Source organism: Paracoccus sphaerophysae (assembly GCF_000763805.1).
GTDB classification, from domain to species: domain Bacteria; phylum Pseudomonadota; class Alphaproteobacteria; order Rhodobacterales; family Rhodobacteraceae; genus Paracoccus; species Paracoccus sphaerophysae.
The window spans coordinates 1-26,647 of the sequence record NZ_JRKS01000005.1; the positions used below are offsets into that span (position 1 = coordinate 1).

The 26,647-nt window shown below is 71.8% G+C and carries 19 protein-coding genes, 1 tRNA gene and 1 pseudogene; 14 read left to right on the top strand and 7 right to left on the bottom strand.

What is annotated here, in order from left to right; genetic code table 11:
* Nucleotides 1–13 precede the first annotated feature (13 nt).
* On the bottom strand, nt 14–1,354 hold the full coding sequence (locus tag IC63_RS02820) for an ATP-binding protein (protein ID WP_036716741.1): 1,341 nt from the start codon (nt 1,352–1,354) through the stop codon (nt 14–16).
* 82 nt (nt 1,355–1,436) lie between these two features.
* On the opposite strand from IC63_RS02820, the gene IC63_RS02825 reads away from it, so the two are divergent.
* The 6 genes from IC63_RS02825 (at nt 1,437) to aroA (ending at nt 7,606) form a co-directional block, all read left to right on the top strand.
* Nucleotides 1,437–2,300, top strand: coding sequence for an MBL fold metallo-hydrolase (locus tag IC63_RS02825; protein WP_232222488.1), 864 nt, complete (start codon nt 1,437–1,439; stop codon nt 2,298–2,300).
* Nucleotides 2,301–2,359: 59 nt separating this feature from the next.
* Nucleotides 2,360–2,434, top strand: a tRNA-Asn gene (locus tag IC63_RS02830).
* Between the two features lie 257 nt (nt 2,435–2,691).
* Entirely contained in the window at nt 2,692–3,921 is a 1,230-nt protein-coding gene (locus IC63_RS02835) for a putative DNA modification/repair radical SAM protein (RefSeq protein ID WP_036716746.1), read from the top strand.
* Between the two features lie 2 nt (nt 3,922–3,923).
* Complete coding sequence (locus tag IC63_RS02840) at nt 3,924–5,366, top strand: UdgX family uracil-DNA binding protein (protein WP_036716748.1); 1,443 nt, start codon at nt 3,924–3,926, stop codon at nt 5,364–5,366.
* 89 nt (nt 5,367–5,455) lie between these two features.
* Nucleotides 5,456–6,151, top strand: coding sequence for a tRNA (guanine(46)-N(7))-methyltransferase TrmB (gene trmB, locus IC63_RS02845; protein ID WP_036716750.1), 696 nt, complete (start codon nt 5,456–5,458; stop codon nt 6,149–6,151).
* A gap of 123 nt (nt 6,152–6,274) precedes the next feature.
* Entirely contained in the window at nt 6,275–7,606 is a 1,332-nt protein-coding gene (aroA, locus tag IC63_RS02850; RefSeq protein WP_036716752.1) for a 3-phosphoshikimate 1-carboxyvinyltransferase, read from the top strand.
* Here the strand turns inward: aroA and IC63_RS02855 are convergent.
* The 4 genes from IC63_RS02855 to IC63_RS02870 all read right to left on the bottom strand — a co-directional run bounded on the left by IC63_RS02855 (nt 7,603) and on the right by IC63_RS02870 (nt 15,417).
* Nucleotides 7,603–9,729 carry a class I SAM-dependent methyltransferase gene (locus IC63_RS02855; RefSeq protein WP_036716755.1) on the bottom strand — a complete coding sequence of 709 codons (2,127 nt, stop codon included), beginning with the start codon at nt 9,727–9,729 and terminating at the stop codon, nt 7,603–7,605. The genes aroA and IC63_RS02855 overlap by 4 nt on opposite strands.
* Before the next feature lie 85 nt (nt 9,730–9,814).
* Nucleotides 9,815–10,741, bottom strand: a complete 927-nt coding sequence (locus IC63_RS02860; RefSeq protein ID WP_036716757.1) for an AEC family transporter — start codon at nt 10,739–10,741, stop codon at nt 9,815–9,817.
* A gap of 149 nt (nt 10,742–10,890) precedes the next feature.
* Nucleotides 10,891–12,783: a propionyl-CoA synthetase gene (locus tag IC63_RS02865; protein WP_036716758.1), complete on the bottom strand. Its 1,893-nt coding sequence runs from the start codon at nt 12,781–12,783 to the stop codon at nt 10,891–10,893.
* Nucleotides 12,784–13,134: 351 nt separating this feature from the next.
* The gene (locus IC63_RS02870) at nt 13,135–15,417 is read right to left on the bottom strand and encodes an NADP-dependent malic enzyme (protein WP_036716759.1); all 2,283 of its coding nucleotides are present in this window, start codon (nt 15,415–15,417) and stop codon (nt 13,135–13,137) included.
* A 152-nt stretch (nt 15,418–15,569) separates the two neighbouring features.
* Here IC63_RS02870 and IC63_RS02875 point away from each other — a divergent pair, with 152 nt between their 5' ends.
* The 6 genes from IC63_RS02875 (at nt 15,570) to IC63_RS02900 (ending at nt 21,615) form a co-directional block, all read left to right on the top strand.
* On the top strand, nt 15,570–15,971 hold the full coding sequence (locus IC63_RS02875) for a cytidine deaminase (protein ID WP_036716876.1): 402 nt from the start codon (nt 15,570–15,572) through the stop codon (nt 15,969–15,971).
* 10 nt (nt 15,972–15,981) lie between these two features.
* Nucleotides 15,982–17,265: a thymidine phosphorylase gene (locus IC63_RS02880; RefSeq protein ID WP_036716761.1), complete on the top strand. Its 1,284-nt coding sequence runs from the start codon at nt 15,982–15,984 to the stop codon at nt 17,263–17,265.
* Nucleotides 17,266–17,344: 79 nt separating this feature from the next.
* The gene (locus IC63_RS02885; RefSeq protein ID WP_036716763.1) at nt 17,345–18,520 is read left to right on the top strand and encodes a phosphopentomutase; all 1,176 of its coding nucleotides are present in this window, start codon (nt 17,345–17,347) and stop codon (nt 18,518–18,520) included.
* Complete coding sequence (locus IC63_RS02890) at nt 18,517–19,491, top strand: adenosine deaminase (RefSeq protein ID WP_036716764.1); 975 nt, start codon at nt 18,517–18,519, stop codon at nt 19,489–19,491. The genes IC63_RS02885 and IC63_RS02890 overlap by 4 nt, the downstream gene beginning before the upstream one ends.
* A gap of 93 nt (nt 19,492–19,584) precedes the next feature.
* The gene (gene upp, locus IC63_RS02895; protein ID WP_036716768.1) at nt 19,585–20,220 is read left to right on the top strand and encodes a uracil phosphoribosyltransferase; all 636 of its coding nucleotides are present in this window, start codon (nt 19,585–19,587) and stop codon (nt 20,218–20,220) included.
* Between the two features lie 75 nt (nt 20,221–20,295).
* Nucleotides 20,296–21,615 carry an SPOR domain-containing protein gene (locus tag IC63_RS02900; protein ID WP_036716769.1) on the top strand — a complete coding sequence of 440 codons (1,320 nt, stop codon included), beginning with the start codon at nt 20,296–20,298 and terminating at the stop codon, nt 21,613–21,615.
* A 556-nt stretch (nt 21,616–22,171) separates the two neighbouring features.
* On the opposite strand, the gene IC63_RS02905 is transcribed toward IC63_RS02900, so the two are convergent.
* The gene (locus IC63_RS02905) at nt 22,172–23,194 is read right to left on the bottom strand and encodes a hypothetical protein (protein WP_036716773.1); all 1,023 of its coding nucleotides are present in this window, start codon (nt 23,192–23,194) and stop codon (nt 22,172–22,174) included.
* 276 nt (nt 23,195–23,470) lie between these two features.
* Here IC63_RS02905 and IC63_RS19215 point away from each other — a divergent pair.
* Nucleotides 23,471–23,593, top strand: a pseudogene (locus IC63_RS19215) (NADP-dependent isocitrate dehydrogenase); the annotation flags it as partial.
* Between the two features lie 433 nt (nt 23,594–24,026).
* On the opposite strand, the gene IC63_RS02910 reads toward IC63_RS19215, so the two are convergent.
* Nucleotides 24,027–25,802: an adenine deaminase gene (locus IC63_RS02910; protein WP_036716774.1), complete on the bottom strand. Its 1,776-nt coding sequence runs from the start codon at nt 25,800–25,802 to the stop codon at nt 24,027–24,029.
* A gap of 58 nt (nt 25,803–25,860) precedes the next feature.
* On the opposite strand from IC63_RS02910, the gene recO reads away from it, so the two are divergent.
* Nucleotides 25,861–26,598: a DNA repair protein RecO gene (gene recO, locus IC63_RS02915; protein ID WP_036716775.1), complete on the top strand. Its 738-nt coding sequence runs from the start codon at nt 25,861–25,863 to the stop codon at nt 26,596–26,598.
* The last annotated feature ends 49 nt before the right edge of the window (nt 26,599–26,647 follow it).

Here is a 26,647-nt window from a genome sequence, read left to right on the forward strand (position 1 = left end):
GGGCAGGGCCGGCTCAGCGCGGAATCGTGATCTCGGCCCGCAGCCCGCCCAGCCGCGCGCCGTCGCCCAGCCGCAGCTGGCCGCCATGCGCGCGGGCGATGTCGGCGGCGATGGCCAGACCCAGCCCGGTGCCCTGGCCGCGGTCCTGGTTGCGGGCCGCGTCCAGCCGCACGAATGGGCGCAGCGCCTCGTCGCGCCGCTCTGCCGGGATGCCGGGGCCGTCATCCTCGACGGCGATCCGCAGCGCGCGGGCGGTCAGCGCCGCGTCGATCTCGGCGCGGGTGCCATAGCGCACGGCATTGCCGACCAGGTTCTCGACCGCCCGGCGCAGCGCCTGCGGCCGCAGCCAGACGGTGGCGTCGCCGCCGTCCTGGGAAAACGCGGTCAGTTCGACGTCCTGGCCGCCGCGCTGCGCATCGGCGACGATCTCGTCGAGGAAGCCGCGGATATCGACCTGCTCGGCCCCGGCCTCCTGGGTTTCGGCCCGCACGTGGTCCAGGAAGGCGTCGATCATCGCGCCCATCTCGGCCACGTCCCGTTCCATGTCGGCGATCTCGGCGCGCTCGGGGGGCAGGTCGGGCGACAGCATCGACAGCCCCAGGCGCAGCCGGGTCAGCGGCGTCCGCAGGTCGTGGCTGATCCCCGACAGCATCACCTTGCGCTGCTCGTTCTGGCGCTCGATCCGGCCGCGCATCTCGACGAAAGCGCGGCCGGCGCTGCGCACCTCGGTGGCGCCGGCGGGGCGATAGGGCAGGATCTGGCCACGCCCATAGGCCTCGGCCACGTCGGCCAGCCGGCGGATCGGCCGCAGCTGGTTGCGCAGGAAGATCGCGGCGATGGCGGTCATCAGCAGCGAGGTCCCGATCATCAGCACCAGCAGCTGGTGCGGGTTCGAGGCGGTCAGCCGGCCGCGCGGAAAATCCAGCGCAAGGGGCCGCACCCCGCCGACCAGCACCCGCACCCGGCGCAGGTCCTGCAGGTCCACCGCCTGGACCGCCGGCAGCGCCGCGTGCAGTTCGGAAATCACGATCCGCCCCGAGAAATCATAGAACCGCCGGCGTTCGGAGATGTCCCCCGGGGGCGGCATGGTCAGCGTCAGCCCCAGCGGCACGGCAATGTCGCGCCCGGCCTCGAACGCCGCCGCGTCGCTGTCGGGGCTGGCCACGCGGTCCGCGATCAGCGCGATCTCGGCCGAGGCCGAGCGCGCCATCTGCCGGGTCACGTCCTCGAAATGGCGCTGCAGGAACATGACGGTCACGACCAGGGTGACGACCACCACCGGCAGGAACAGGATCAGCGCCGCCCGCCCGTAAAGCCCCCGCGGCATCAGGCGCTTGAGCCAGCCCCATTCCATCTGCGCCGCCCTCCTGCAGCTGCTTGCGTCTCGTCTGAAGCCGGTCCAGCCTAGCCCCATGAACACGGCGGCGAAAGTGCGCGTGATCCGCGCAGACAACCCCTCGGCCCTGACCGGGCCGGGCACGAACAGCTTTCTGATCGGTGAATCCGAGGTCGCCGTCATCGACCCCGGCCCCGACGATCCCGCGCATGTGCAGGCGATCCTGGACGCGGCCGAGGGGCGGATCTCGCATATCCTCGTGACCCATCCGCATCTGGATCACTCGGCCGGCGTACCCCGGCTGGCGGCGGCGACCGGCGCGCCGGTCTTCGGCTTCGGCCCTGCCGATGCCGGGCGGTCCCCGATCATGCGGCGTTTGGCCGAAACCGGGCTGGTCGCCGGCGGCGAGGGCGCCGACCGCGCGTTCATCCCCGACGTCACCCTCGCGGACGGCGACCGGCTGAGCGGCGCGGGCTGGAAGATCGAGGCCCTGCACACCCCTGGCCACATGGGAAGCCACCTGGCCTTTCGGCTGGGCGAGGCGGTGTTCTGCGGCGACCTGGTGATGGGGTGGTCGACCACGCTCATCTCGCCCCCGGACGGCGACCTGGTGGACTATTTCCGCAGCCTCGACCGCCTGGCTGGCCTTGCGCCCGCGGTGCTGTATCCCGCGCATGGCGATCCGATCGACGCGCCCCTGCCGCGCTTGGCCGAGCTTGCCGCCCACCGGCGCCTGCGCAGCACGCAGATCCTGTCGGCGCTGGACGAGGCCCCCGGCACCGCGGCCGAGCTTGCCGCCCGTATCTACGATATCGCCCCGGGGCTGCTGCCCGCTGCGACCCGCAACGTGCTGACACACCTGATCGCGCTGTCCGACCTGGGCGCCGTCGCGCCGCTGGGCGTTCTGTCCGCAGACGCACGCTGGCAGAGGTCGCTGGCACCGCCGGACGTGACGACCGGATGAAATTTTCACCGCCGGCCCTCTGGACGCCCCCGAGATCCGCTGCTACATCGCCCCCGTGTTCCGGCGTAGCTCAGCGGTAGAGCAGTTGACTGTTAATCAATTGGTCGTAGGTTCGATCCCTACCGCCGGAGCCAATATCACCGCATCCTCCTGAAATCGTTGCTGTTGGCCCCCCTGCTGCTGACCGGCTGAGTATCTTCATGGCTGCCGGCGACGATCGTCGCGCGGCGGGGTAGGCTTTGGCCTGACACCGCCCGCCACAGGGCCCGGCGGCTTGCGTCACCGGGGCCTTGCTGCCGCAAGCCCGGCCGGCGCCGCGGACGGCCTCCGCAGCCGCACGACAGCACATGATGTTCTTGAATCGTTCCGGCATTCCCCGTACAGTTGTCCCATGAAACCGGACCTCGCCCGCAAGCTCGCGATTCTGTCGGACGCCGCGAAATATGACGCCTCCTGCGCGTCCAGCGGCACCACCAAGCGCAATGCCGCCAGGGGCGGGATCGGCTCGACCGAAGGCTCGGGCATCTGCCACGCCTATACCCCGGACGGGCGCTGCATCAGCCTGCTCAAGATCCTGATGACCAATTTCTGCATCTTCGACTGCGCCTATTGCGTGAACCGGGTCAGCTCGAATGTCGAGCGGGCTCGGTTCTCGGTCGAGGAGGTCGTCTCGCTGACGCTGGAATTCTATCGCCGCAACTATATCGAGGGGCTCTTCCTCAGCTCGGGCATCATCCGCAGTCCCGATCAGACGATGGGCGACATGGTCCGGATTGCCCGCACGCTGCGGCAGGATCACGGCTTCAAGGGGTATATCCACCTCAAGACCATCCCCGACGCGGCGCCGGAATTGCTGGACGAGGCGGGGCTTTACGCCGACCGGCTGTCGATCAACATCGAACTGCCGCGGGACGACTCGATCCGCCGTCTCGCCCCCGAAAAGCGGCCGGAAACGATCCGCACCGCGATGGCGCGCGTCAGGGGCGCGCGCGAGGCGAGCCGCGATCGCAGCCATACCGGCAAGCGGCCCGCGCGCTTCGCCCCGGCCGGACAGTCGACGCAGATGATCGTCGGCGCGGACGGGGCCAGCGATGCGGCGATCCTGTCGACCTCGGCCCGGCTGTATACGGGCTATGGGCTCAAGCGGGTCTATTACTCGGCGTTCTCGCCGATCCCCGACAGCTCGGCGATGCTGCCCCTGGTCAAGCCGCCGCTGATCCGGGAACACCGGCTGTACCAGGCCGACTGGCTGATGCGGTTCTACGGCTTCGAGGCCGACGAGATCGCCTCGGCCACGCCCGAGGGCATGCTGGATCTGGCCATCGATCCCAAGCTGGCTTGGGCGCTGGGCCATCGCGCGCAGTTTCCCGTCGACGTGAACCGCGCCCCGCGTGAGCTTCTGCTGCGGGTGCCGGGGTTCGGGACACGCACGGTGGACCGGATCCTCGCCGCGCGGCGGCAACGATGCCTCGGCTGGGACGACCTGGTGCGGATCGGGGCGCCGATGGCCAAGGCGCAGCCCTTCGTCACCGTGCCGGGCTGGTCGCCGGGCGCACTGACCGACAGCGCCGACCTGCGCGCCCGCTATGCGCCCCCGCCCGAACAGCTGAGCCTGTTCTGACCATGCACCGCATCGCCCTGCCGGAACGCGGCACGTTCGAGGCCTGGCGCGACGCCGCCCGCACGCTGGCCGGCCACGACATCCCGCCCGAGGCGGTCGAGTGGACCCTGGGCGACGCGGGGGCAGGGCTGTTCGGCAGCGATCCGCTGCCGCCCGGTCCGGGCCACCCGCCGGCGGTGCCGCGGGCGTTCCTGGACCTTGCGGAAACGGTGATCCTGCACCGCGATCCGGAGGCGCCGGCGCTGCTGTATCAGGCGCTGACCGGGCTGCAGCGGCGGCCACGGCTGCTGGCCGACGCCGCCGATCCGCTGGTCCGACGCTTGCGGCTGCTGGAAAAGTCGGTGCGCCGCGACATCCACAAGATGCGCGCCTTCGTCCGGTTCCGCGAATTGCCCTCGGCCGGCGCGCGGCGCCGTTTTGCCGCCTGGTTCGAACCCGAACACCGGATCGTCGAGGCGAATGCCGGCTTCTTCACCCGCCGCTTTGCCGACATGGACTGGGCGATCCACACCCCCGACCTGTCGGCGCTGTGGACCGACGGCGCGCTGAGCTTCGCCCCCGGCGCGCCGCGCCCCGACCTGCCCGACGACGCTGCCGAGGAACTGTGGGCGACCTATTTCGCCAACATCTTCAACCCGGCGCGGATCAAGCTGGGGTCGATGCGCCTGCACATGCCGCGCAAATACTGGAAGAACATGCCCGAGACCGCGCAGATCCCGGCGATGCTCGCCGCCGCCGAAGGCCGGGTCCAGGCGATGGCGGCCGCTGCCGCGACCGAAAGCCCCGCCCGCGCCGCGGCGATCACCGCCCGCTACCGCGCCGCCATGCCGCGCGCGCCCGAGCGCATCGGCTCGCTGGAGGAAGCTCGCGCCGCCTGCGCGCTGTGCACGCGCTGCGGGCTGTGCGAGACGGCGACCCAGGCGGTGTTCGGCGAGGGGCCGGCCCAGGCCGCGCTGATGCTGGTCGGCGAGCAGCCGGGCGATCACGAGGACCTGCAGGGCCGCCCCTTCGTCGGCCCGGCGGGGCAGGTGCTGGACGCCGCGATGGCCGAGGCCGGTGTCGCCCGCGACCGGGTCTGGCTGACCAATGCCGTGAAGCATTTCAAGTTCGTCCCCCGCGGCAAGCGCCGCCTCCACCAGCGCCCGGACCAGCACGAGGTGAGCCATTGCCGCTGGTGGCTGGATCTTGAACGCGAGCTGGTGCGGCCCCGGCTGACCGTGGCGCTGGGGGCGACGGCGGCGCTGGCGCTCACCGGCAGCGGCGCGGACCTGACCCGCCGCCGCGGGCAGGTCGAACAGACCCTGGCGGGGCCGGTCCTGCCCAGCTGGCACCCCTCGGCGATCCTGCGCCAGCCCGACCGCGACCGTGCCGCGATCATGCGCCGGGACCTGGTCGAGGACCTCGCGCTGGCCCTGTCGCTGGCTGCGGCGCCTGCGGGGGGGTAGTCCGCCGGGCCTCGGCAAGGCCGCCCGGGCGGCTGCCGTCGCCACCGTCGCCCTTGACCTGCGCCGTCTCTCGGGCCATCGCGCGCGGCATGAGCGATTTCGATCCCAACCCGACGCACCGCAATTTCTACGGCCGCCGCCACGGCAAGACGCTGCGGCAAAGCCAGAAGGGCTATCTCGCCGACGACCTCGGGACGCTGCGCCCGCGCGGCATCACCGTGCAGGACAACCCCGATCGCACCCCGATCGACCCCGCGGCGATCTTTGGCGATGACCGGCTGATCTGGCTGGAGATCGGCTTTGGCGGCGGCGAGCACATGGTGGCGATGGCGGCGCGCTATCCGCAGATCGGCATCATCGGCTGCGAGCCGTTCATCAACGGCGTCGCCATGCTGCTGGGCAAGATCCGCGCGGCGGGGGTGTCGAACGTCTCGGTCCATCCCGGAGATGCGCGCGATCTGATGGACGTGCTGCCGGACGGCGCGGTGGCAAGGGCGTTCCTCAACTATCCCGATCCGTGGCCCAAGGCCCGCCACCACCGCCGCCGCTTCGTGACGCCGGAACATCTGATCCCGCTGCACCGGGTGATGGCGCCCGGGGCCGAGTTCCGGGTGGCGACCGACATCCCGGACTATATGCGCCAGACGCTCGAGGAGGTCCCCAGGGCGGGCTTCTCGCTTGTCCATGAGGGGCCGGAGGCCTGGGACGACTGGCACTCGACCCGCTATGAGCAGAAGGCGCTGCGCGAGGGGCGGGTGCCGCATTACGCGACGTTTCGCCGATAGGGCCGACGCTGGACCGGCGCGGGCGCGCCGGTGCCTCCGGCGGGGATATTTCCGGCAAAGAAGAACGGGCGTGGCCTTGCTGCGGCGGGCGCGCTAAGCCTGCCGCAAACCAAGGAGTCCGCCATGTCCCATTCCGCCGCGCCCCAGCCGATGACCGCCCGCCGCTCGGGTCCGCTGAGAGGCGAGGCGCGGGTGCCCGGCGACAAGTCGGTCAGCCACCGCGCCCTGATCCTGGGCGCGCTGTCGGTGGGCGAGACCCGGATCACCGGGCTGCTGGAAGGGCAGGATGTGCTGGATACCGGCAAGGCGATGCAGGCGTTTGGCGCCCAGGTGGATCGGGTAGGTGAGGGCGAATGGGTCGTCCACGGCGTCGGCGTCGGCGGCTTTGCCGAGCCGGCGGGGGTGATCGATTGCGGGAACTCGGGGACCGGGGTGCGGCTGATCATGGGGGCGATGGCGACCACCCCCATCACCGCGACCTTCACCGGCGATGCCAGCCTGTCGCGCCGGCCGATGCGGCGGATCACCGATCCGCTGGCCGAGTTTGGCGCCCAGGTCACCGACCGCGAGGGCGGGCTGCTGCCGGTCACCATCCGCGGCGCGGCCGACCCGGTCCCGGTCCGCTACCGCACCCCCGTCGCCAGCGCCCAGATCAAGTCGGCGGTGCTGCTGGCCGGGCTGAACGCCCCCGGCGAGACGGTGGTGATCGAGGCCGAACCGACCCGCGACCATACCGAGCGGATGCTCGCAGGCTTCGGCGCCACGATCCGCACCGACATCACCGACGAGGGCCGCGTCATCACCCTGCAGGGCCGCCCCGAGCTGCAGGCGCAGCCGGTGGCGGTGCCGCGCGATCCGTCCTCGGCCGCGTTCCCGGTCGCCGCGGCGCTGCTGGTGCCGGGGTCCGAGATCACCGTGCCCGGCGTCAGCCGCAACCCGACCCGCGACGGGTTCTACGTCACCCTGGCCGATATGGGCGCCGACCTGACCTGGACCAACGACCGTATCGAGGGCGGCGAGCCGGTGGCCGACCTGACCGTCCGCCACGGCCCGCTGCGCGGCGTGACCGTCCCGGCCGAGCGCGCGGCCAGCATGATCGACGAGTTCCCGATCCTGTCGGTGGTTGCAGCGCTGGCCGAGGGCCCCACGGTGATGAACGGGGTCGCCGAGCTGCGGGTCAAGGAAAGCGACCGCATTGCCGCGATGGCCGACGGCCTGCGCGCCAATGGCGTGACGGTCGAGGACACCCGCGACAGCATGACCGTCCACGGCATGGCCTCGGTCCCGGGCGGCGCGACGGTTGCCACCCATTTGGACCACCGGATTGCGATGAGCTTTCTCGTGCTCGGGCTGGTGTCCGAGGCGCCGGTCGACGTCGATGATGGCGGGCCGATCGCCACCAGCTTCCCGGACTTCCTGCCGCTGATGCGGGGGCTGGGCGCGCAGATCGGCTAGCGGGTCGCCGTGGCCATCCACAGATCGGTGCGGCTGCCCGGGATCGCGCGGCGTTCGGTGATCTCGACCAGCCGCAGGCCCTGCGCCTCGATCTCCGCGCGCAGATCGGCGGTGGTGCCGTGGGCGGCATCGGGATCGACCGCGCGGCCCTCGGCCAGCGGCCACAGGTCGTCGCTGCCGGGCACGACATCGACCGTCAGCAGCAGCGTCCCGCCCGGCCGCAGCAGCCTGGCGATCCGGGCCAGAGCCGCGCGGCGCGCCGCGGCCGGGATATGTTCGACGACGCTGACAGAATAGATCGCGTCGAACCCCTCCTGGTCCTCGACCGCCTCGACCGGCAGGTTCAGCGAGGCGATCCGCGGGTCCAGTGCCGCGTAGTCCAGAAATCCCCATTCGTTCCAGCCGCTGCGGTGGGCCGGATCGCGGATCATGTCGTGGGGATCGCAGGTCACCACCTGCGCGCCCTGCTCGGCCAGCCACAGCGGCATGACCGACACGCCCGCCCCCACGTCCAGCACCCGGCGGCCGGCGAAACCGCGCATCCGCGTCGCCATCCAGGGGTATTCCAGCGTGCGGATGATGGTCTGCGGAAAGAACCCCAGCTGCCGGCGGCTGAGCGTCACCAGCTCGGCCAGCAGCCTCGGGGTCGCGCAGTGGGCCATGCCCCAGGCCAGCCCCGCGGCGCCGATGTCGCTGGGGTTGCGGCCGGCGGCGGGACGGCGCTCGGCCAGGAACAGGTCGACGTCGCGCCAGCTGCCCAGATGGTTCACCCGCGCGATGTCGGGATGCGCGGCCAGCGTCTGCGACAGCTTGTCGTGGAAGAAGACGATGCCCTCGCCCTCGGGCGGGCGCTCATACCCGCTGACCAGCACCGCATCGCGAGACGCCGCCACGACGCCGTCGATCAGGGCGCGATAGGACGCCGCATCGGGCTGGTGGATCGCGACGTCGAGGCAGATCGCCAGGTCCGCCATGCCGGGCTGGGCCGCCGCCGCGTCGCCGTGGACGAAGCGCCAGTCCGGCCGCTTGCCGCGCGCGATCTCCAGCGCCGCGGCAGAGCCGTCGATGCCGGTGACGTCGCTCAGGTCAAAGCCCCGCAGCGTTTCCAGGTCGCCGCAGCCGATATCGACCACCGGGCGGTCGCGATAGCCTGCCAGCACCGGGGCCAGCAGCGCCTGCTTCATCGCCAGCACCTCGCCCCGCGACCCCAGCCCCGAGCCGAGTTCCGGGTTCGTCGCATAGCGATTGTCCCAGAAGGCGCGGTTGTCGAAGCCGCCGCGGCGCAGCGACCTGAGCCGGGCCACCGCCGGGACCAGCGCCCGGTCGATCCACGCCACCCGCGTCGGCGCCGGCATGCCGTCCGCGGCGACATGGCCATGGTAATGCAGGACCTGCGGCTCGACCGGCGCGATCAGCGCATAGCTGGCCGGGTCGCGGTGGGTGGGCAGGTTCTGCCCGGCCGCAAGCGGCGACAGCGCCAGCCCGGTCTCCTGCATGGCGAGCGCGAAGCCCAGCTGGTCGGCATGCATCGCCCAGCGGTCGAGCAGCGCCGCGCGATCCAGGCAGAACCGGGTCCAGCGCGCCCAGGGCTCGGCCAGTGTCGCGGCCGCGCCGTGCTGGAACAGGTACAGCCCGCCATTGCAGTTCGCCGGATGGGTCCGGTCGTCCGGAAAGAACGGCATCGGCACCAGGTCGGGCAGGGCCATCCCGGCCGCATCCCACAGCGCGCGCAGGATCGGTTCCGGCGGGTTCGGCCCGTCGACGATCCGCGCCCGCACCGGCGCCGCGTCGAAGAAGCCGCGCGGATCGGCCAGCATCAGCAGGTCGGCGTCGCAGAGGATCACCCGGTCCGCGGCCAGCAGATCGGGGTTTTCCAGCTGCCGCAGCTTGTTGGACCACGCCGCCGGCCCGTCGCCGAAGGGGGCGATGTGGGCGATTTCGGCCCCCAGCGCCCGCAGGACGTCAAAGCGGGGGTCGGCGGGGTCCTGGCCTGCGGCATGGACGACGATCCGGGTGTCGGCGTCGGGCCGGACGCCCGCATCCTGCAGCGACAGCAGCAGCGTCCAGGCCTGCATCAGGAATCGGGGGTCGCGGTCGACGACGCAGGACAGGATCAGGGACATGCAGCGCTCCGCTTGGTGGCGAGGCTGTCGTCGCACGAACCGCGCGGGCGGGCAATGCAACCCTGCAGCGACCGGGCGCGGCGGCTTATCCCAGCAGCGGCACCGCGACCAGCGCCACCAGCGGGATCAGGGCGGCGGCGAGCAGCGTTTCCAGCGCGATGATCGAGGCCATCAGCCGCGCGTCGCCGCCCATCTGCCGCGACAGGATATAGCTGGACGAGGCGGTCGGTAGGGCGTGAAACAGCACCGCGACCATCGCCGCCCGGCCCGACAGCCCGGCCGCGAGGCAGCCGGCGAGCGTCACGGCGGGCAGCACGGCGAACTTGATCGCCGCCGCGCGCAGCGCCACGCCGGCGTCGCCGCGCACGGTCCCCAGGTCCAGCGCTGCCCCGACGCACAGCAACCCCAGCGCCAGCGAGGCCTGCCCCAGCGAGCGCAGCGTGCCGGCAAGCGCCGGGTGCAGCCCCAGCCCGCCGGCCTGCAGAAGCCCTCCGATCACGCAGGCCAGCACCAGCGGGTTCGTGGCCACCTGCCGGACCACCCCGGCCCAACTCGGCCGCGCCGCGCCATAGCGCGAGAAGACCAGCACCGACAGGACGTTGACCGTGGGCACGATGGCGGCGTTGGCGACCGCGGCCAGGGCCGTGCCCTCGGCCCCGTAAAGCCCGGTCGCCAGCATCACGCCGACATAGTTGTTGAACCGGATCGCCCCCTGAAAGACCGAGGTGAAGCCGGCGTCGTCCACCGGAAACCACCGCCGCGCGGCGACCGTCAGCGCCGCGGTCAGCATCACCGACCCGATCAGCACGGCGAACATGCCCCCGACCGGCACGGCGCCCAGGTCCGCCGTCGCCAGCCCGTGGATGAACAGCGCCGGCAGCAGGACATGGTAGCTGAGCCACTCGGCCGGGCCCCAGAACGTGTCCGGCAGCATCTGCCGGTGCCGCAGCACCCAGCCCAGGGCGATCAGCAGGGCGGCGGGCGCCAGCGCGACGATCACCTGGGCGGTCATGGACGGTCCTCGGGCTGTCGCGTCCCGACGGGGACGCCACGCCCTCGATAGGGGGCCTCCCACCGGCCCGCAAGCCGGGGCGCGAAACGGAAAGGGCGGGCCAGGTGGCCCGCCCATCCGTCCGGTCCCGCCTGGCTGAGCCCCCCTGCTCAGCCCCCGGCGTAGCCCGAACCCTGCAGCGCCGTGCGGATCTCGTCCAGCACGGCGGCATCCTCGATCGTCGCGGGCATGCGGAAGTCCTCGCCATCGGCGATCTTGACCATCGTCGCGCGCAGGATCTTGCCGGACCGCGTCTTGGGCAGCCGGTCGACCACGACCGCCTCCTTGAAGGCCGCGACCGGGCCGATCCGGTCGCGGACCATCTTGACCACGTCCTTGCGGACCGCCTCTGCCTGGTCCTCCATCCCCTTCTTGAGAACGAGGAAACCCAGCGGCGTCTGCCCTTTCAGGCTGTCGGCCACCCCGATCACCGCGCACTCGGCGACCGCGGGATGGTCGGACAGCACCTCCTCCATCGCGCCGGTGGACAGGCGGTGGCCGGCGACGTTGATGACGTCATCGGTGCGGGCCATGATGTAAAGATAGCCGTCCTCGTCCAGCATCCCGGCGTCGCCGGTCTCGTAATAGCCGGGGAAGGTGGTGAGGTAAGACTTGCGGAACCGGTCCTCGGCGTTCCACAGCGTCGGCAGGGTGCCGGGGGGCAGGGGCAGCTTGACGGTGACCGCGCCCAGCGTGCCGGGCGGGACCGGGTTGCCGCCCTCGTCCAGCACCTGCACGTCATAGCCCGGCATCGGCACCGATGGCGAGCCGTGTTTCACCGGCAGGGTCTCGATCCCGAAGGGGTTGGCGGCGATGGCCCAGCCGGTCTCGGTCTGCCACCAGTGGTCGATCACCGGAACGTTCAGGTGCTGTTCGACCCATTTCACCGTCTCGGGGTCGGCGCGTTCGCCGGCCAGGAACACCGCCTTGAGCGACTTGAGGCTGTAGACGCGGATGTATTCGCACGCCGGGTCCTCGCGCTTGACGGCGCGGATCGCGGTCGGCGCGGTGAAGAACGTCTTGACCTTGTGGTTCTGGATCACCCGTCCGAAGGTGCCGGGGTCGGGGGTGCCGACGGGCTTGCCCTCGAACACGATGGTCGTCGCCCCGGCCAGCAGCGGGCCATAGCAGATATAGCTGTGGCCGACGACCCAGCCCACGTCCGAGGCGGCCCAGAACACCTCGCCGGGGTCGATCCCGTAGATGTTCTTCATCGTCCAGTTCAGCGCGACGATGTGGCCCGCGGTATGGCGCACGACGCCCTTGGGCTGGCCGGTGGTGCCCGAGGTATACAGGATATAGTGCGGGTGGTTGCCCTCGACCGGGACGCATTCGGCCGGCTCGACCCCGTACTGGAAGGTGTGCCAGGCCACGTCGCGGCCCTCGATCAGCTTGGCAACCTCCTGTTCGCGCTGGAAGATCACGCAGAAATCGGGCTTGTGCGAGGCCAGCTCGATGGCCTTGTCCAGCAGCGGCTTGTAATGCACCACCCGCCCGGGTTCGAGCCCGCATGACGCCGCGATGATCGCCTTGGGCTGGCAGTCGTCGATGCGCACGGCGAGTTCGTTCGCCGCAAAGCCGCCGAACACGACCGAATGGATCGCCCCCAGCCGCGAACAGGCCAGCATCGCCTCCAATGCCTCGGGGACCATCGGCATGTAGATGATGACCCGGTCGCCATTCTCGATGCCCTTGGCGCGCAGCGCGCCGGCCAGGCTGGCCACGCGGGTCTGCAGGTCCTTGTAGGTGATGCCGCGATAGGAATGGGTGATGGGGCTGTCGTGGATGATCGCCAGCTGATCGCCGCGGCCGGCCTCGACATGGCGGTCCACGGCGTTCCAGCAGGCGTTGACGATCCCGTCCGAGAACCATTCGTAGAGCGGCGCCCGGTCGTCGAACAGCGCCTTGCTGGGCGGCCTGATCCAGTCGATGCTGCTGGCCGCCTGCATCCAGAACGCCTCGGGGTCGTTCTGCCACGCCGCATACACGTCCTGATAGGTCATTCCGGCCTCCCCTGCCGATGATGGAACGGTGGTAAGCACGGCGCGGACCCGGATCAAGTTTGTTACCGGAAACATCACGGGCCAAGACAGGATATATCGCGGGCCCGTCGGGTTCTGTTTGCAAAGCAATGAAACGGTTTGCCAAATAGCGGCGGCCGACGCGGCCGTTTGCAAAAAGTCTCCCGATGCCGTGCGGAAACAGGGGGTTGCGATTCGCTGCGGTCAGCCGAATGCTTCCACCCGTAGCGCCCCGCGATCTGGCCGCGGCACCGGATGGTCGGTGCGCACCGAAGCAAGCCGCCAGTCGGGCGCGCCCGCCGCTAACTCTCTCCGCCGCAGCGGTCGCCGACCTCAGCCGTAATGCGCGACCGGGGTCCCCGCCAGGGCCGAGATGTTCAGCAGCCCCCGCGTGGTGATCGAGGGCGTCACGATATGGGCCTTGTTGCCCATCCCCATCAGGATCGGCCCGACCTCGAGCCCCCCGGCGCGCGTCTTCAGCACGTTGCGCACCGCCGAGGCCGCGTCGGTCCCGGCAAAGACAAGCACGTTCGCCGGCTCGTCCCCCAGCCGGGACGACGGCAGCAGCCGGGCCCGCACCTCGGGGTCCAGCGCCGCATCGACATGCATCTCGCCGTCAAAGATGAAATCGGCCTCGCGCGCGAACAGCAGGTCCATCGCCTCGCGCATCTTGCGCCCCGAGGGCGTGTCGAGGTTGCCGAACTGCGAATGGCTGCACAGCGCGATGCGCGGGGTCAGGCCAAAGCGGCGCACGTGGCGGGCGCAGCCGACGACGGTCTCATAGACCTCCTCGGGGATCGGGTCGTGGTGGACCTGGGTGTCGGCAATGAACAGCGCGCCCTGGTCCTGGATCAGCATCGACAGCGCCGCGACCGGGTGCAGCCCCCCGCGGGCGAGGATCTCGCGGACATATTTCAGATGCCAGGAATACTGCCCGAAGCAGCCGCAGATCAGGCTGTCGGCCTCGGTCCGGTGGACCATGATGGCGCCGATGGCGGTGGTGTTGGTGCGCATGATCGCCCGCGCGATGTCGGGGGTGACGCCGCGCCGGGCCATCAGCCCGGCATAGGTTTCCCAGTAATCGCGATAGCGGGCGTCGCTTTCGGGGTTCACGATCTCGAAATCGACCTCGGGGCGGATCGGCAGCCCGGCGCGTTCGGCGCGGCGGGCGATCACCTCGGGACGGCCGATCAGGATCGGCACGTCGTCGCCTTCCTCGAGCATCGCGTTGGCGGCGCGCAGCACCCGTTCGTCTTCGCCCTCGGCAAAGACGATCCGGCGGCTGGACAGCTTCGAGGCCTCGAAGACCGGCCGCATGATCAGGGCCGAGCGGAAGACCGACCCGTCCAGCGCCCGCTTGTAGGCGTTGATGTCGTCCAGCGGCCGCGTGGCGACGCCCGATTCCATCGCCGCCTTGGCAACGGCGGTGGCGACGACGCCCATCAGCCGCGGATCGAACGGCTTGGGGATCAGGTATTCCGGGCCAAAGGACAGCCGCTCGCCGCGATAGGCGGCCGCCGCCTCGGCGCTTGATGTGGCGCGGGCCAGCGCGGCGATGCCGTCGATGCAGGCCAACTGCATGGCGTCGTTGATCTCGGTCGCGCCAACGTCCAGCGCGCCGCGGAAGATGAAGGGGAAACACAGGACGTTGTTGACCTGGTTGGGATAATCGCTGCGCCCGGTGGCGATGATCGCGTCGGGGGCGACGGCGCGGACCTCCTCGGGCAGGATCTCGGGCGTCGGGTTGGCCAAGGCGAAGACGATGGGGCGGGCGGCCATGCGGGCGACCATCTCGGGCTTCAGCACGCCGGGCCCCGACAGGCCCAGGAACAGGTCGGCGCCGTCGATCACCTGGTCCAGCGTGCGCAGGTCGGTCGCCTGCGCATAGGCGGCCTTTTGCGGTGTCATGTCCTCGGCCCGCCCCTCGTGGACGAGCCCGTGAATGTCGCACAGCCACACGTTCTCGCGCCGCACGCCCAGCTTCAGCAGCATGTTGAGGCAGGCGATCCCCGCCGCCCCGCCGCCGGTCGAGACGACCTTGATCTCCTCGAACCGCCGCCCGGTGACCCGCAGCGCGTTGGTCGCGGCGGCGCCGACCACGATCGCGGTGCCGTGCTGGTCGTCGTGGAAGACCGGAATGTTCATCCGCTCGCGGCACAGCCTTTCGACGATGAAGCAGTCGGGCGCCTTGATGTCTTCCAGGTTGATCGCGCCGAAGGTCGGTTCCAGCGCGCAGACGATCTGCGCCAGCCGTTCGGGGTCAGGCTCGTTCACCTCGATGTCGAAACAGTCGATATTGGCGAATTTCTTGAACAAGACCGCCTTGCCTTCCATCACCGGCTTGGATGCGGCGGCGCCGATGTTGCCCAGCCCCAGGACGGCGGTGCCGTTCGAGACCACGGCGACAAGGTTCCCCCGCGCCGTATAGCGCGCCGCGGTGGCCGGATCGGCCTTGATTTCCAGGCAGGCCTCGGCCACGCCGGGCGAATAGGCGAGGCTCAGGTCGCGGCCGTTGGCCAGCGGCTTGGTGGCCCGGATCTCGAGCTTACCGGGGCGGGGAAATTCGTGGTAGTTCAGCGCCGCCTGCCGTGCCGTGTCCTGCCGCCGCTCTTCCATCGCACCCTCGCTGACCTGCTCGTCGTCTTGTCCTAGCCCTCGCGACGTGACGTCACAAGCGGCGACGTCGGGGTTTCCGGCTGCCGGGACGGCGGCGCTTGCAGAACCGGCCGGGCGCGGGAATGATGCGGGAAACCGGACCGGAGGAGCCCATGTCCCTCATCGACGCCGCCCGCGCCGTGCGCGAGACCGCCTATGCGCCCTATTCGCACTTCAAGGTCGGCGCCGCCGTCCGCGGTCCCTCGGGGCGCATCCATGTCGGCTGCAACGTGGAAAACGTCGCCTATCCCGAGGGCACCTGCGCCGAGGCCGGCGCCATCGCCGCGATGGTGGCGGCGGGCGAGACCGAGATCACCGAGGTCTGCGTCATCGCCGACAGCACCCAGCCGACGCCACCCTGCGGCGGCTGCCGCCAGAAGCTGGCCGAGTTCGCCCGCCACGACACGCCGGTGCTGCTGGCGACGGTGGACGGGGCGACGCTGGCCACCACGGTGGGCCAGTTGCTGCCCGGCCGCTTCGACGTCGGCCACATGAACCGCGCCGGAGGGGCATGAGGGACCGCGCATGAGCCTCGACCCGCGGCCCATCATCGCCCGCATCCGCGACGGCGGGGGGCTGTCCGATGCCGACGCGACTCTGATCGCCCGCGGCCTCGCCGACGGCTCGGTCAGCGACGCGCAGGCCGGTGCCTTCGCCATGGCGGTGCTGCTGCGCGGCATCGGCGCCGCGGGCCGCCGGGCGCTGACTCGCGCGATGCGCGACAGCGGCAAGGTGCTGGGCTGGGACCTGCCGGGGCCGGCGGTGGACAAGCATTCGACCGGCGGCATCGGCGACGTGACCTCGCTGATCGTGGCGCCGCTGGTGGCGGCCTGCGGGGGCTACGTGCCGATGATCTCGGGCCGCGGCCTCGGCCATACCGGCGGCACCCTCGACAAGCTCGAGGCGATCCCCGGCTTCCGCACCGATCTCGACGAGGATGCCTTCCGCCGGGTCGTGACCGACACAGGCTGCGCCATCGTCGCGGCCTCCGCCGACCTCGCCCCGGCCGACCGCCGGCTCTATGCGATCCGGGACGAGGCGGCGGCGGTCGAGAGCATCGACCTCATCACCCCCTCGATCCTGTCCAAGAAGCTCGCCGCCGGGCTGGACGGGCTGGTGCTGGACGTGAAATCCGGCTCGGGCGCGTTCCTGACCGACCCGCAGGCGGTGCGCGACCTGGCCCGGGCGCTGGTGGATACGGCCACCGCCGCCGGCTGCCGGACCGTGGCGCTGATCACCGACATGGACCAGCCGCTGGCCCGCGCCGCCGGCAACGCGGTCGAGGTCGCCGCCGCGCTGACCGTCCTGCGCAACGAACCGGGCGAGCAGGCCCTGCGCGACCTGTCGCTGGCGCTGGCCGCCGAATGCCTCGCCACCGGCGGCATCGCCGACGCCAAGCCCCGCCTCCGCGCCGCCCTCGCCTCGGGCGCGGCCGCCGAGCGCTTCGCGCGCATGGTCGCCGCACAAGGCGGCCCCGCCGACATCCTGACCGCGCCGCTGCCGCAGGCCCCCGTCATCCGCGACATCCCCGCCCCGCAAGGCGGCGCCCATGTCGCCCGCATCGACGCGACCGCGCTGGGCCGGGCTGTCGTGGCCCTCGGCGGCGGCCGCATCCGCGCCGGCGCGCCGGTGGACCCCGCCGTCGGCCTCACCGACCTGCCGCGCCTGGGCGAGCCCGCCCACACGCTCGGCCGCGTCCACGCCGCCTCCGGGACCGCCGCGGCCGCCGCCATCGCCGCCGTCCAGTCCGCCTACACGCTGGGCCCGCCGCCCGACCCGACGCCGCTCATCAAAGACCGCATCGCATGACGCTTCTTCTTTGCCCAAATATCCTGGGGGAGCCGGCCGCAGGCCGGCGGCGGCAACGCCCCCTGGCGCCGGTGCAACCATGACCCGCGCCTTCCTGATCGTCCTCGACTCGGCCGGCATCGGCGGCGCCCCCGACGCGGGCGGGTTCTTTTCCGGCGGCGTCCCCGACACCGGCGCCAACACAATCGGCCACATCATCCGCGACCGCGGCCTGACCACCCCCACGCTCGATGCGCTCGGCCTGCGGGCGGCCATCGCGCTCGCCAACGGCCAGCCCGTCACCGGCCCCGCGCCGCAAGGACTGTGGGGCGCGGCGACCGAAATATCACCCGGCAAGGACACCCCCTCGGGCCACTGGGAACTGGCCGGCGTCCCCGTCCCCTGGGACTGGCACTATTTCCCCGACACCACCCCCAGCTTTCCGCCCGACCTCACCGCCCGCATCTGCCAGCTGGCGGGCACCGAGGGCATCCTCGGCAACTGCCACGCCTCGGGGACCGAGATCATCGACCGCCTCGGCGCCGATCACCTGCGCACCGGCTGGCCGATCTGTTACAGCTCGGTCGACAGCGTGCTGCAGATCGCCGCGCATGAGGAAGCCTTCGGCCTCGACCGCCTGATCCGCCTCTGCGAGGACCTCGCCCCGCATGTCCACGCGCTGCGCGTCGGCCGGGTCATCGCGCGCCCCTTCACCGGCCCCGAGGGTGCCTTCCAGCGCACCCCCAACCGCCGCGATTTCGCCATCGCGCCGCCCGCCGACACGATCCTCGACCTCGCCGCCGGGGCAGGGCGGGCGACCCACGCGATCGGCAAGATCGGCGACATCTTCAGCCATCGCGGCATCGACCGGCTGCACAAGGGCAAGTCCGACGCCGACCTCGCCGACCACCTGATCCGGCTGGGGGCCGAGGCCGAACCGGGCAGCCTCACCTTTGCCAATTTCGTCGAGTTCGACAGCCTCTACGGCCACCGCCGCGACGTTCAGGGTTATGGCGCGCAGCTGGACTGGTTCGACGGCGTGGCGGCGGCGTTCCTGCGCACCCTGCGCGCCGAGGACCTCGCCATCTTCACCGCCGATCACGGCAACGACCCGACCTGGGCCGGCACCGACCACACGCGCGAACGCGTGCCGGTGCTGGGCTGGGGCTACGGCGCCCACGCCGCGGGGCTGGTCGGCTTCGCCGATGTCGGCGCCTCCGTGGCGGCGCACCTTGGCATCCCCGCTCCGGCCCACGGGACCAGCTTCCTGCCATGACATCCGTCCCCAGGATCGAACTGCACCTGCACTTGGAGGGCGCCGCGCCGCCCGCCTTCATCCGCAGCCTCGCCGCGGAAAAGCGCCGCGACCTGTCCGGCGTGTTCGACGCGGCCGGCAACTATCGCTGGACCGTTTTCCGCGACTTCCTGCGCGTCTACGAGGCCGCGACCTCGGTCCTGGCCGGCCCCGAGGACTACGCCCGCCTGCTGCGCCTCGTGCTGGAATCCTGCGCCGAGCAGGGCGCGATCTATGTGGAAACCTTCGTCTCGCCCGAGTTCTGCGGCGGCGCCGACCTGCCGGCATGGCGCGAGCACGTCGCCGCCTGGTCCGAGGTCGCCGCCGACATGGACCGCCAGGGCATCGCCAGCCGCGGCATCGTCACCCCGATCCGCCATTTCGGCCCCGAGAAAGCCCGCCGCTCGGCCATCTGCGCGGCCGAGACCGCGGGCGGCTGGATCGCGGGCCTCGGCCTCGCCGGCGCCGAAACCGCGGGCAAGCCGCAGGATTTCGCTTGGAGCTTCGATTGCGCGCGCGAGGCCGGCCTCGGCCTCACCTGCCACGCCGGCGAGTGGTGCGGGCCGCAATCGGTCCGCGACGCGCTGGGCCTCGGCGTCACCCGCATCGGCCACGGCGTCCGCGCCATCGATGACCCGGCGCTGGTCCGCGACCTCGCCGAGCAGGGCGTGACGCTGGAAGTCTGCCCCGGATCGAACGTCGCGCTGGGGCTCTATCCCGACTGGCCATCCCACCCGATCGCGCGGCTCGCGGACGCCGGCTGCCGCGTCACCGTCTCGACCGACGACCCGCCGTTCTTCGACACCACCCTGTCGCGCGAATACGACCGCCTCGCCGATGCCTTCGGCTGGGGCGAGCCCGACTTCGCCCGCCTCAACCACTGGGCGCTGGACGCCGCCTTCTGCGACGCCGCGACCCGCGACCGGTTGCGCAAACAGCTTCCGCCGCCCTGATTCCGTACGCATCCCGTATGCATGAACCGTGCATGAACATCAGACGAACGTCGCCCGAACATCAGACGCCCGCATCCCAGCCCAGAGGTCCAGATGACGCCGCAGCATCTCACCATCGTCACCCACCCGCTGGTCCAGCACAAGCTGACCCTGATGCGCGACAAATCGACCTCGACGGCGGGTTTCCGGCGGCTCCTGCGCGAGATCAGCCTGCTGCTCGCCTATGAGGTCACGCGCGAACTGGACCTGACCCAGACTACCATCGAGACCCCGCTCTGCGAGATGCAGGCCCCTGTTCTGGAAGGCAAAAAGCTCGCTCTGATTTCGATCCTGCGGGCCGGGAACGGGCTCTTGGACGGGATCCTCGAGCTGATCCCGGCCGCCCGCGTCGGCTTCATCGGCCTGTATCGCGACCCCGAGACGCTGCAGCCGGTGCAGTATTATTCCAAGGTGCCGGCCGAGCTGGACGCGCGCATGGTGATCGTCGTCGATCCGATGCTGGCGACGGGGAACTCCTCGGCCGCGGCGATCGACCTGCTCAAGGAAAAAGGCGCCAGAAACATACGCTTCCTGTGCCTTCTTGCCGCGCCCGAGGGGGTCGAGCGGATGCGCCAGGCCCATCCGGACGTGCCCATCGTGACCGCGGCGCTGGATGAGCGGCTTAACGATCACGGCTATATCGTCCCCGGCCTCGGCGATGCGGGGGACCGAATGTTCGGGACGAAATAGGCCCCGTTAACCGGGCCTTAGCCCCGAGCGGGTAACCCTTGCCGCATCAGTCGAATCGGCGGCAAGGGGGCGGCCATGGGGATCAGGATCATTCCGGCGATGCTGTCATGGCTAGCCGCGGCGTGGCTGCTGGCGCCACCCGCGCACGCGGCCGGCGCACCGGCCGAGGAACCGCCCCCGGAAACGGCGCAATTGCTGCCCGCCGCGCCTGAACGGGTGCTGGACGTGCCGGCCGACGAGATTTCCGACAGTTTCTCGCCGGCCGAAGCGCCGCCGCCGGATTTCACCGCCGCGCAATATATCGATTCTCAGGGCTGCGTCTTTGTCCGGGTGGCGGAGGGATGGCGCGCGCGCATCGCCCGCGACGGGTCGGCCATCTGCGGCTATCCGCCAACGTTCTCGGCCCGCCGCACGGGCCCCGAGGATGTCGCGGCGCTGTTTGCCGAACCCGAGGAACCGCGCGCCCAGCGGATCGAGCGGGTGCTGACGGAAACCATCCTGCCGAACCTGCAGGAGGGTGAACTGGCCCCGCTGCAGGCAGGTGAGGCCGAGCGCCATGAGCCGGCTCCGGCGAGCCCTCCGGTGACGCACGCCCCGGCGCCCGCTGCCGCTGCGCCCGCTGCCGCGCCCGCAGCCGCCGGACAGACGGCCTCGCCGACCGCAACCGCGGCGCTGGAATCGCCGCCCAAGGCGGCCGACCCGCTGGGCTTTGCAGCGGCAGTCTCGCATGCCTCGGCGATCGCCGCCGCGCAGCCCGAGCGTCAGGACAGGCTGTGCGACCTGATCGGGGCGAAAGCGACGCCGGCGGCGGGGGTAGGGGGCAGCAGCGCCTTGGGCCTGTGCGGGGGGGCGGCCACCGCGTTGCCGACGATCACGACCAGAGCGATGGGCGAGCCGCGGTCTGCGCCTGCCCATGAAGCAGAGGATGACGCCGCCTCGGGACGGGCGCGGGCGTTTGCAGCGGCATCCGACGCGGCGGACCATCCCGACGCCGCCGAGGCGAAAACCGCCAGGAGCCGGCTGGCCGGAACCGGCGGTTCCCGGAAAGCCGAGACTGCCGCCGCCAGCCGGACCAAGGCGACCGCTGGGAAATCGGCCAAGCCGGCCAAGGGGAAGACTGCGCGCCGCGGCGCGGAGACCGCGAAAGCGACCGCCGGCGGGCCGATGATGATCCCGCCGGGGGCCCGCTTCGTGCAGATCGGGGCGTTCCGGGATGCCGGCAACGCTGCCCGGACCGCCACGCGGCTCAGCGGCATGGGCCTGCCCGTCGTGCGTTCGCAACAGCGGGACACGCAGCTCATCATGGTCGGCCCGCTCTCGGGCCGCGAGGCGATCGTCCGCACGATCGACCGGGTCCGCCAGGCCGGCTACCGGGACGCCTATGCGCGGCGCTGAACGCGGCCGACCGCGACCCCGTGAGGCTCGCGGAGTTTAACGCCCCAGCTTGGCGAACCCCCGAGCCCAGACTGCGCGGGAGCCCAGACTCCCGCAGCGACCAAAGCTGCCGCGGGGCGATGCGCGAGCCCGCGCTCAGCGCGCAGATCGGCTGCGGTCCAATGCATGCGCTCAGCGAAGCGCGAGCCCAGACTTTCGCCGGCACCAAATCTGCCGCATGTCAATGCGGCCTCCCACGCCTCAGCGCGCAGCGCGGCTGTGGTCCAGTGCGTGCGCTCAGCGAAGCGCGAGCCCAGACCGCCGCGGGCACCAAATCTGCCGCATGGCGATGCGGCCTCCCACGCAGTGCGTAGCTCGGCTGTGGTGAACGCGACCGCCTGGCGTACCCGCGAGCTCACGCTGCCGCCAGCGCCAGGCTGCTGCGGGGGCGCCCCAGCCACGCCACGCGCTCAACGCGTAGCTCGGCCGGGGTCAACGCCGCCGGATGTCGGACCGGCGAGACCGCGCTGCCGCCAGCGCCAGGCGGCCGCGGGGGCACCCCCCGCGCCCCCGGCGCTCAGCGCGCGCAGATCTGCTGCAACTGCACCCACTCGCCGGCGCTCAGCAACGGCTGCGGCGGGGCGCTCGCGCGGTAGGGGTCGGCCTCGATCAGGGTCAGCACCGTTTCGCCGGTCGGGTCGATCGACCGCGCATAGGGCTGGCTCGAGACCCCGGCCTCGCGCATGCGTTCCAGCAGCGCCTCGTCGTCGGGCCGTGGCGCCGGGCCCAACAGCAGCGCGCTGCCCTGGCCGGCCACGGCCTCGGCCGGCAGGTTGCCCGACACCAGCATCCGCAGCGCGGCCGAGATGCCGGCCCGGCGGACCACCCCCGCCAGCGGATCGGCCGCGGCGGCGGACAGATCGGCGGCCAGGACGTGACCTGCGGCGACCTCCGGTCCCGGCTGGCCGGCGATCATGTCGTCGCCGATGATGACCATCCGGCCGGGCAGGGCCCGCGCGCCGCGGATCGTCGCCGGCAGCACCACGATGCGACCATCGGGCCCCAGCAGCCGCGCCGACAGCCGGTCGAGTACCGCGGCGCCCGAGGCGCGGTCACAGGGGGCGCCGGTGGTCTGCCGCAGATCGCCGAGGATCGCCAGGCCGACCGCGTTGCGCTGCGCGGGCGGAGCGATGCGCGCGGCGTGGCTCATCACCGCACCGGGCAGCCACAGCAGCGCGGCCAGCGCCGCCAGCCCGGCCACCGACCAGATCAGCCCGCCGCGCAGCCGGCCGCGGCGGGGGCGGCTGGCGGCGATGGCGGTGTGGATCTTCTCGATCGCCTGCACCATCAAGCGGTCCTCGATTTCCAGCACCTCGTCCTGCGCCGCGTCGCCGGGGGCAAAGATCGCCGGGGTCTGGCCGGGGTTCAGCCGGGTGACGGCCGGCAGCGACCAGTGCGAGAGCGGCTCGTCCGACCGCGGATCGCGCAGGATCAGCGTCGCGTCGCCAAAGGCGACCACGACATCGCGCAACCGGGCGCCGGGCGCGGGCCGCCAGACGCCGGGGGCCTCGAGTCGGTCGAACTGTGTAAGGGCCGTCACGGTGGCGTTGCGTCTCCGCTGCGGGTTCCGGGCCAGTGTTGGCGATGTTGGGCGGCGCGTCCAGACCTCGCGCGACGGGGGCGGGCCTCCGCGTCGTCGGGCACTTCGAGAGGAACCGCACGGCAGGGCGGCGGGCCGCCGCGCGCGCCATTCCCGCGGGGGACTGTCCATCACTGGAATGGTTCGCTCCCGCCGCTGCGGCCGGCGGTCCGCATGTCCCGGCAAATGCGCCTCCGCGACCCGCGCCCGCGCCATGAGCGAGGGGGACCGACAGCTGCCAGCGCGGCGCGTGAGCACCGGCTGATCGACGACATGGTGGCCAGCGCGCTGACATGGTCGGGCGGCTATGTCTGGGGCTGCAACGACCATGACGGCGACGTGGAATCCGACATTGCGGCGTGGATGGCGATCACCATCAGCTGCGGGACCAGCGGCAACAGCCAGCGCGCGTCAGCCGTTGCCCTGCGGAAACTGTCGGTCAACTGTCCGGAAGGACCACGCCGGGCACGATGTCGGGGATCATCCAACGCTGCAACGCGCCCTGCGTCGGGGGCGGTGTCCATCAAGCGGGCCCAAGCCGATCCGGTGGCTGATGCCGGGCGCGTTCGGCAAGGCGCGCGGCCGGGGTGGGGGCGCGGCTCGCCTCCGAGAGGTCCGAGGCTAAGGCGGCGATGCAAGACGAACGCGCCGCCGCTTTGCGGGACCGGAGCAAGGCGCTGACTGCGGTCCAGTCCGTACCGTCCCGCCTCAGAGGACCAGGCCCGACCGCCGGCGCCCGGCCTTGGCCCACAACTGCGGCCCAGCAGGGGACACTTGCACCCCCCAACCCTGCCTACCTCACCACCACCTCGACAATCCGGAACTGCGTCACGTCGACCAGCCCCAGATCTGAAATCCGCAGTTCGGGGATCACCACCAGCGCCAGCAGCACATGCTGCATGATCGCGTTGTTCATGGTGCAGCCGCAGTCGCGGATCGCGGCGTTGACCGCCTCGGCCGCGGCTGCGATCTCGCTCGCGGGGGCCTCGGACATCAGCCCGGCCACCGGCAGGGCCACATGCGCCAGCTCGGCGCCGTCGCGAAAGACCGTGATGCCGCCCTGCAATCCGTCCAGCCGCGCCACCGCGGCGGCCATGTTGTCGGCGCAGGTGCCGACGACGATCATGTGGTGGCTGTCATGGGCGACCGTCGAGGCGACCGCCATCCGCCCCTGATAGCCGAACCCCGACACGAAGCCGTTGGTCACGCCGCCGGTCCCGCGGTGCCGCTCGACCAGCGCGATCCGCGCCACCTCGCCGTGGGGCTGCACCAACCCCTCGCGCACGGGCAGGCGCGCCGTCAGGGCCCGGGTCGGGGCCTGGTTTTCGATGACGCCGATCACCCGGACCGTCGACTCGAGGCCCTCGGCCGGCACCCGGAAATCCGCCGCCGCCAGGCGCCGCCCGAGATGGACCGAGCTCCGCGCCGCCGCGGGCCATTCGATCCGCGGGCAGTCGACCAGCAGCCGCCCGCCCTCGGCCACCACGCGGCCCTGGGCGATCACCAACTCGACCGGCAGCGCCCGCAGGTCCGAGGTCAGGATCACGTCCGCCCGCCGCCCCGGGGTGATCGAGCCCAGCTCGCGCTCCATCCCGAAATGCCGGGCCGAATTCAGCGTCGCCATGCGGATCGCCACCACCGGATCGCAGCCGCAGTCGATGGCGTGACGCACCACCCGGTCCATGTGCCCCTCGTGGACCAGCGTGCCGGCATGGCAGTCGTCGGTGCACAGCATGAAGCCCGAGGCGTCCAGCCCTGCCTGCGTCACCGCGGTGATCTGCGCCGCCACGTCATGCCACGCCGATCCCAGCCGCAGCATCGCGCCCATCCCTTGGCGGACCCGGGCGATCGCCTGATCCTCGGTCACCGTCTCGTGATCGTCCGCCGGGCCGCCGGCGACATAGGCGGCAAAGGCCCGGCCCAGATCGGGCGAGGCGTAATGCCCGCCCACCGTCTTGCCCGCCGCCCGCGTCGCCGCGATCTCGGCCAGCATCGCCGGGTCGCCCGCTGCCACGGCGGGGAAGTTCATCATCTCGCCCAGCCCCACGATGCCGTCCCAGCCCATCGCCTGCGCGACCTCGCCGGCGGTGATCGGGTGGCCGGTGGTCTCCAGCCCCGGCGCCGAGGGCGCGCAGCTGGGCATCTGGGTCAGCATGGTGATCGGCTGGATCACGCTTTCGTCGCGCATCAGCCTCACGCCGTCCAGCCCCAGCACGTTGGCGATCTCGTGGGGGTCGTGAAAGATCGTGGTCGTGCCGTGCGGGATTACCGCCTCGGCGAAGCGGGCGGGGGTCAGCATCCCGGATTCGACGTGCATGTGCGCGTCGATCAGCCCCGGGACCATATAGCGGCCCGCGGCTTCGATCACCTGTGTCTCCGGGCCGATATTGGCCGCGGCATCGGGCAGCACGCAGGCAACCCGTCCATCGGCGATCGCCACGTCATGGCCGGGCAGCAGCTCGCCGGTGTGGACGTTCACCCACACCCCGCCGCGGATCACCAGATCGGCGGGGGCGCGGCCTGCTGCGACCTCGACCAGCCTCGCCTGCGCCTCGGTCCATGTCTGCATCCGCCGCTCCTGTTCATTTCCGCCGCCGTGGGGCAGCCTAGCCGGGAACGGAGGCGGGATGGAATGGGCAGGCGAGGCGACCGTGATCGCGCGGCGCAAGCATGGGGAAAACGCGGTGATCCTGACCGCCCTGACCCGCGAGGCAGGGCTGATCCGCGGCGTCGTGCCAGGCGGCGCCAGCGTCCGGCGCGCGGCAATGCTGCAGCCGGGCAACCGCGTGGCGCTGCGCTGGCGGGCGCGGCTGGACGACCAGTTGGGCAGCTTTGCCGCCGAGCCCGCCCGGGCGCGGCCGGGGCTGATGGCCGATGCCGATGCGCTGGCCGGGCTGAACGCGGTCGCCGCGCTGCTGCCCTGGGCGCTGCCCGAGCGGGACCCTCACCCGCGGCTTGCCGACGCGACGGAAGCCCTGTTGGACGACATCGACGCGGGCGCGCCCTGGGCCGAGCGCTATCTGCGGTGGGAGCTGGTGCTGCTGGACGAGCTGGGCTTCGGCCTGGCGCTGGACCGCTGCGCGGTCAGCGGGGCGCACGAGGGGCTCGCCTATGTGTCGCCCAAGACCGGCCACGCCGTCACCGCCGCGGCTGCCGGGGACTGGGCGCCGCGGCTCATTCCGCTGCCGGGCCCCCTGGGCGGCACGACCGGCGGCCTGGCCGAGGCGCTGGCCCTGACCAGCCATTTCCTCGACCGCATGGCCGCGGCCCATATCGGCAAGCCGATGCCGGCCGCCCGCGCCCGGCTCAGCCAGCGCCTGACCCGCGGCCTCGGGCGGTCCGAAATATCCCGGGGCCCGGGGTAGCGCCCTGATCCGGCCGCGCCATGAAAAAGGGCCGCCCCCGCAGGGACGG

Bases quoted from the DNA above. Each gene is read 5' to 3' on its own strand.
- IC63_RS02820 (WP_036716741.1), bottom strand. From the start codon at position 1,354: ATGGAATGGGGCTGGCTCAAGCGCCTGATGCCGCGGGGGCTTTACGGG.
- IC63_RS02835 (WP_036716746.1), top strand. From the start codon at position 2,692: ATGAAACCGGACCTCGCCCGCAAGCTCGCGATTCTGTCGGACGCCGCG.
- IC63_RS02840 (WP_036716748.1), top strand. From the start codon at position 3,924: ATGCACCGCATCGCCCTGCCGGAACGCGGCACGTTCGAGGCCTGGCGC.
- trmB (WP_036716750.1), top strand. From the start codon at position 5,456: ATGAGCGATTTCGATCCCAACCCGACGCACCGCAATTTCTACGGCCGC.
- aroA (WP_036716752.1), top strand. From the start codon at position 6,275: ATGTCCCATTCCGCCGCGCCCCAGCCGATGACCGCCCGCCGCTCGGGT.
- IC63_RS02855 (WP_036716755.1), bottom strand. From the start codon at position 9,729: ATGTCCCTGATCCTGTCCTGCGTCGTCGACCGCGACCCCCGATTCCTG.
- IC63_RS02860 (WP_036716757.1), bottom strand. From the start codon at position 10,741: ATGACCGCCCAGGTGATCGTCGCGCTGGCGCCCGCCGCCCTGCTGATC.
- IC63_RS02865 (WP_036716758.1), bottom strand. From the start codon at position 12,783: ATGACCTATCAGGACGTGTATGCGGCGTGGCAGAACGACCCCGAGGCG.
- IC63_RS02870 (WP_036716759.1), bottom strand. From the start codon at position 15,417: ATGGAAGAGCGGCGGCAGGACACGGCACGGCAGGCGGCGCTGAACTAC.
- IC63_RS02875 (WP_036716876.1), top strand. From the start codon at position 15,570: ATGTCCCTCATCGACGCCGCCCGCGCCGTGCGCGAGACCGCCTATGCG.
- IC63_RS02880 (WP_036716761.1), top strand. From the start codon at position 15,982: ATGAGCCTCGACCCGCGGCCCATCATCGCCCGCATCCGCGACGGCGGG.
- IC63_RS02885 (WP_036716763.1), top strand. From the start codon at position 17,345: ATGACCCGCGCCTTCCTGATCGTCCTCGACTCGGCCGGCATCGGCGGC.
- IC63_RS02890 (WP_036716764.1), top strand. From the start codon at position 18,517: ATGACATCCGTCCCCAGGATCGAACTGCACCTGCACTTGGAGGGCGCC.
- upp (WP_036716768.1), top strand. From the start codon at position 19,585: ATGACGCCGCAGCATCTCACCATCGTCACCCACCCGCTGGTCCAGCAC.
- IC63_RS02900 (WP_036716769.1), top strand. From the start codon at position 20,296: ATGGGGATCAGGATCATTCCGGCGATGCTGTCATGGCTAGCCGCGGCG.
- IC63_RS02910 (WP_036716774.1), bottom strand. From the start codon at position 25,802: ATGCAGACATGGACCGAGGCGCAGGCGAGGCTGGTCGAGGTCGCAGCA.
- recO (WP_036716775.1), top strand. From the start codon at position 25,861: ATGGAATGGGCAGGCGAGGCGACCGTGATCGCGCGGCGCAAGCATGGG.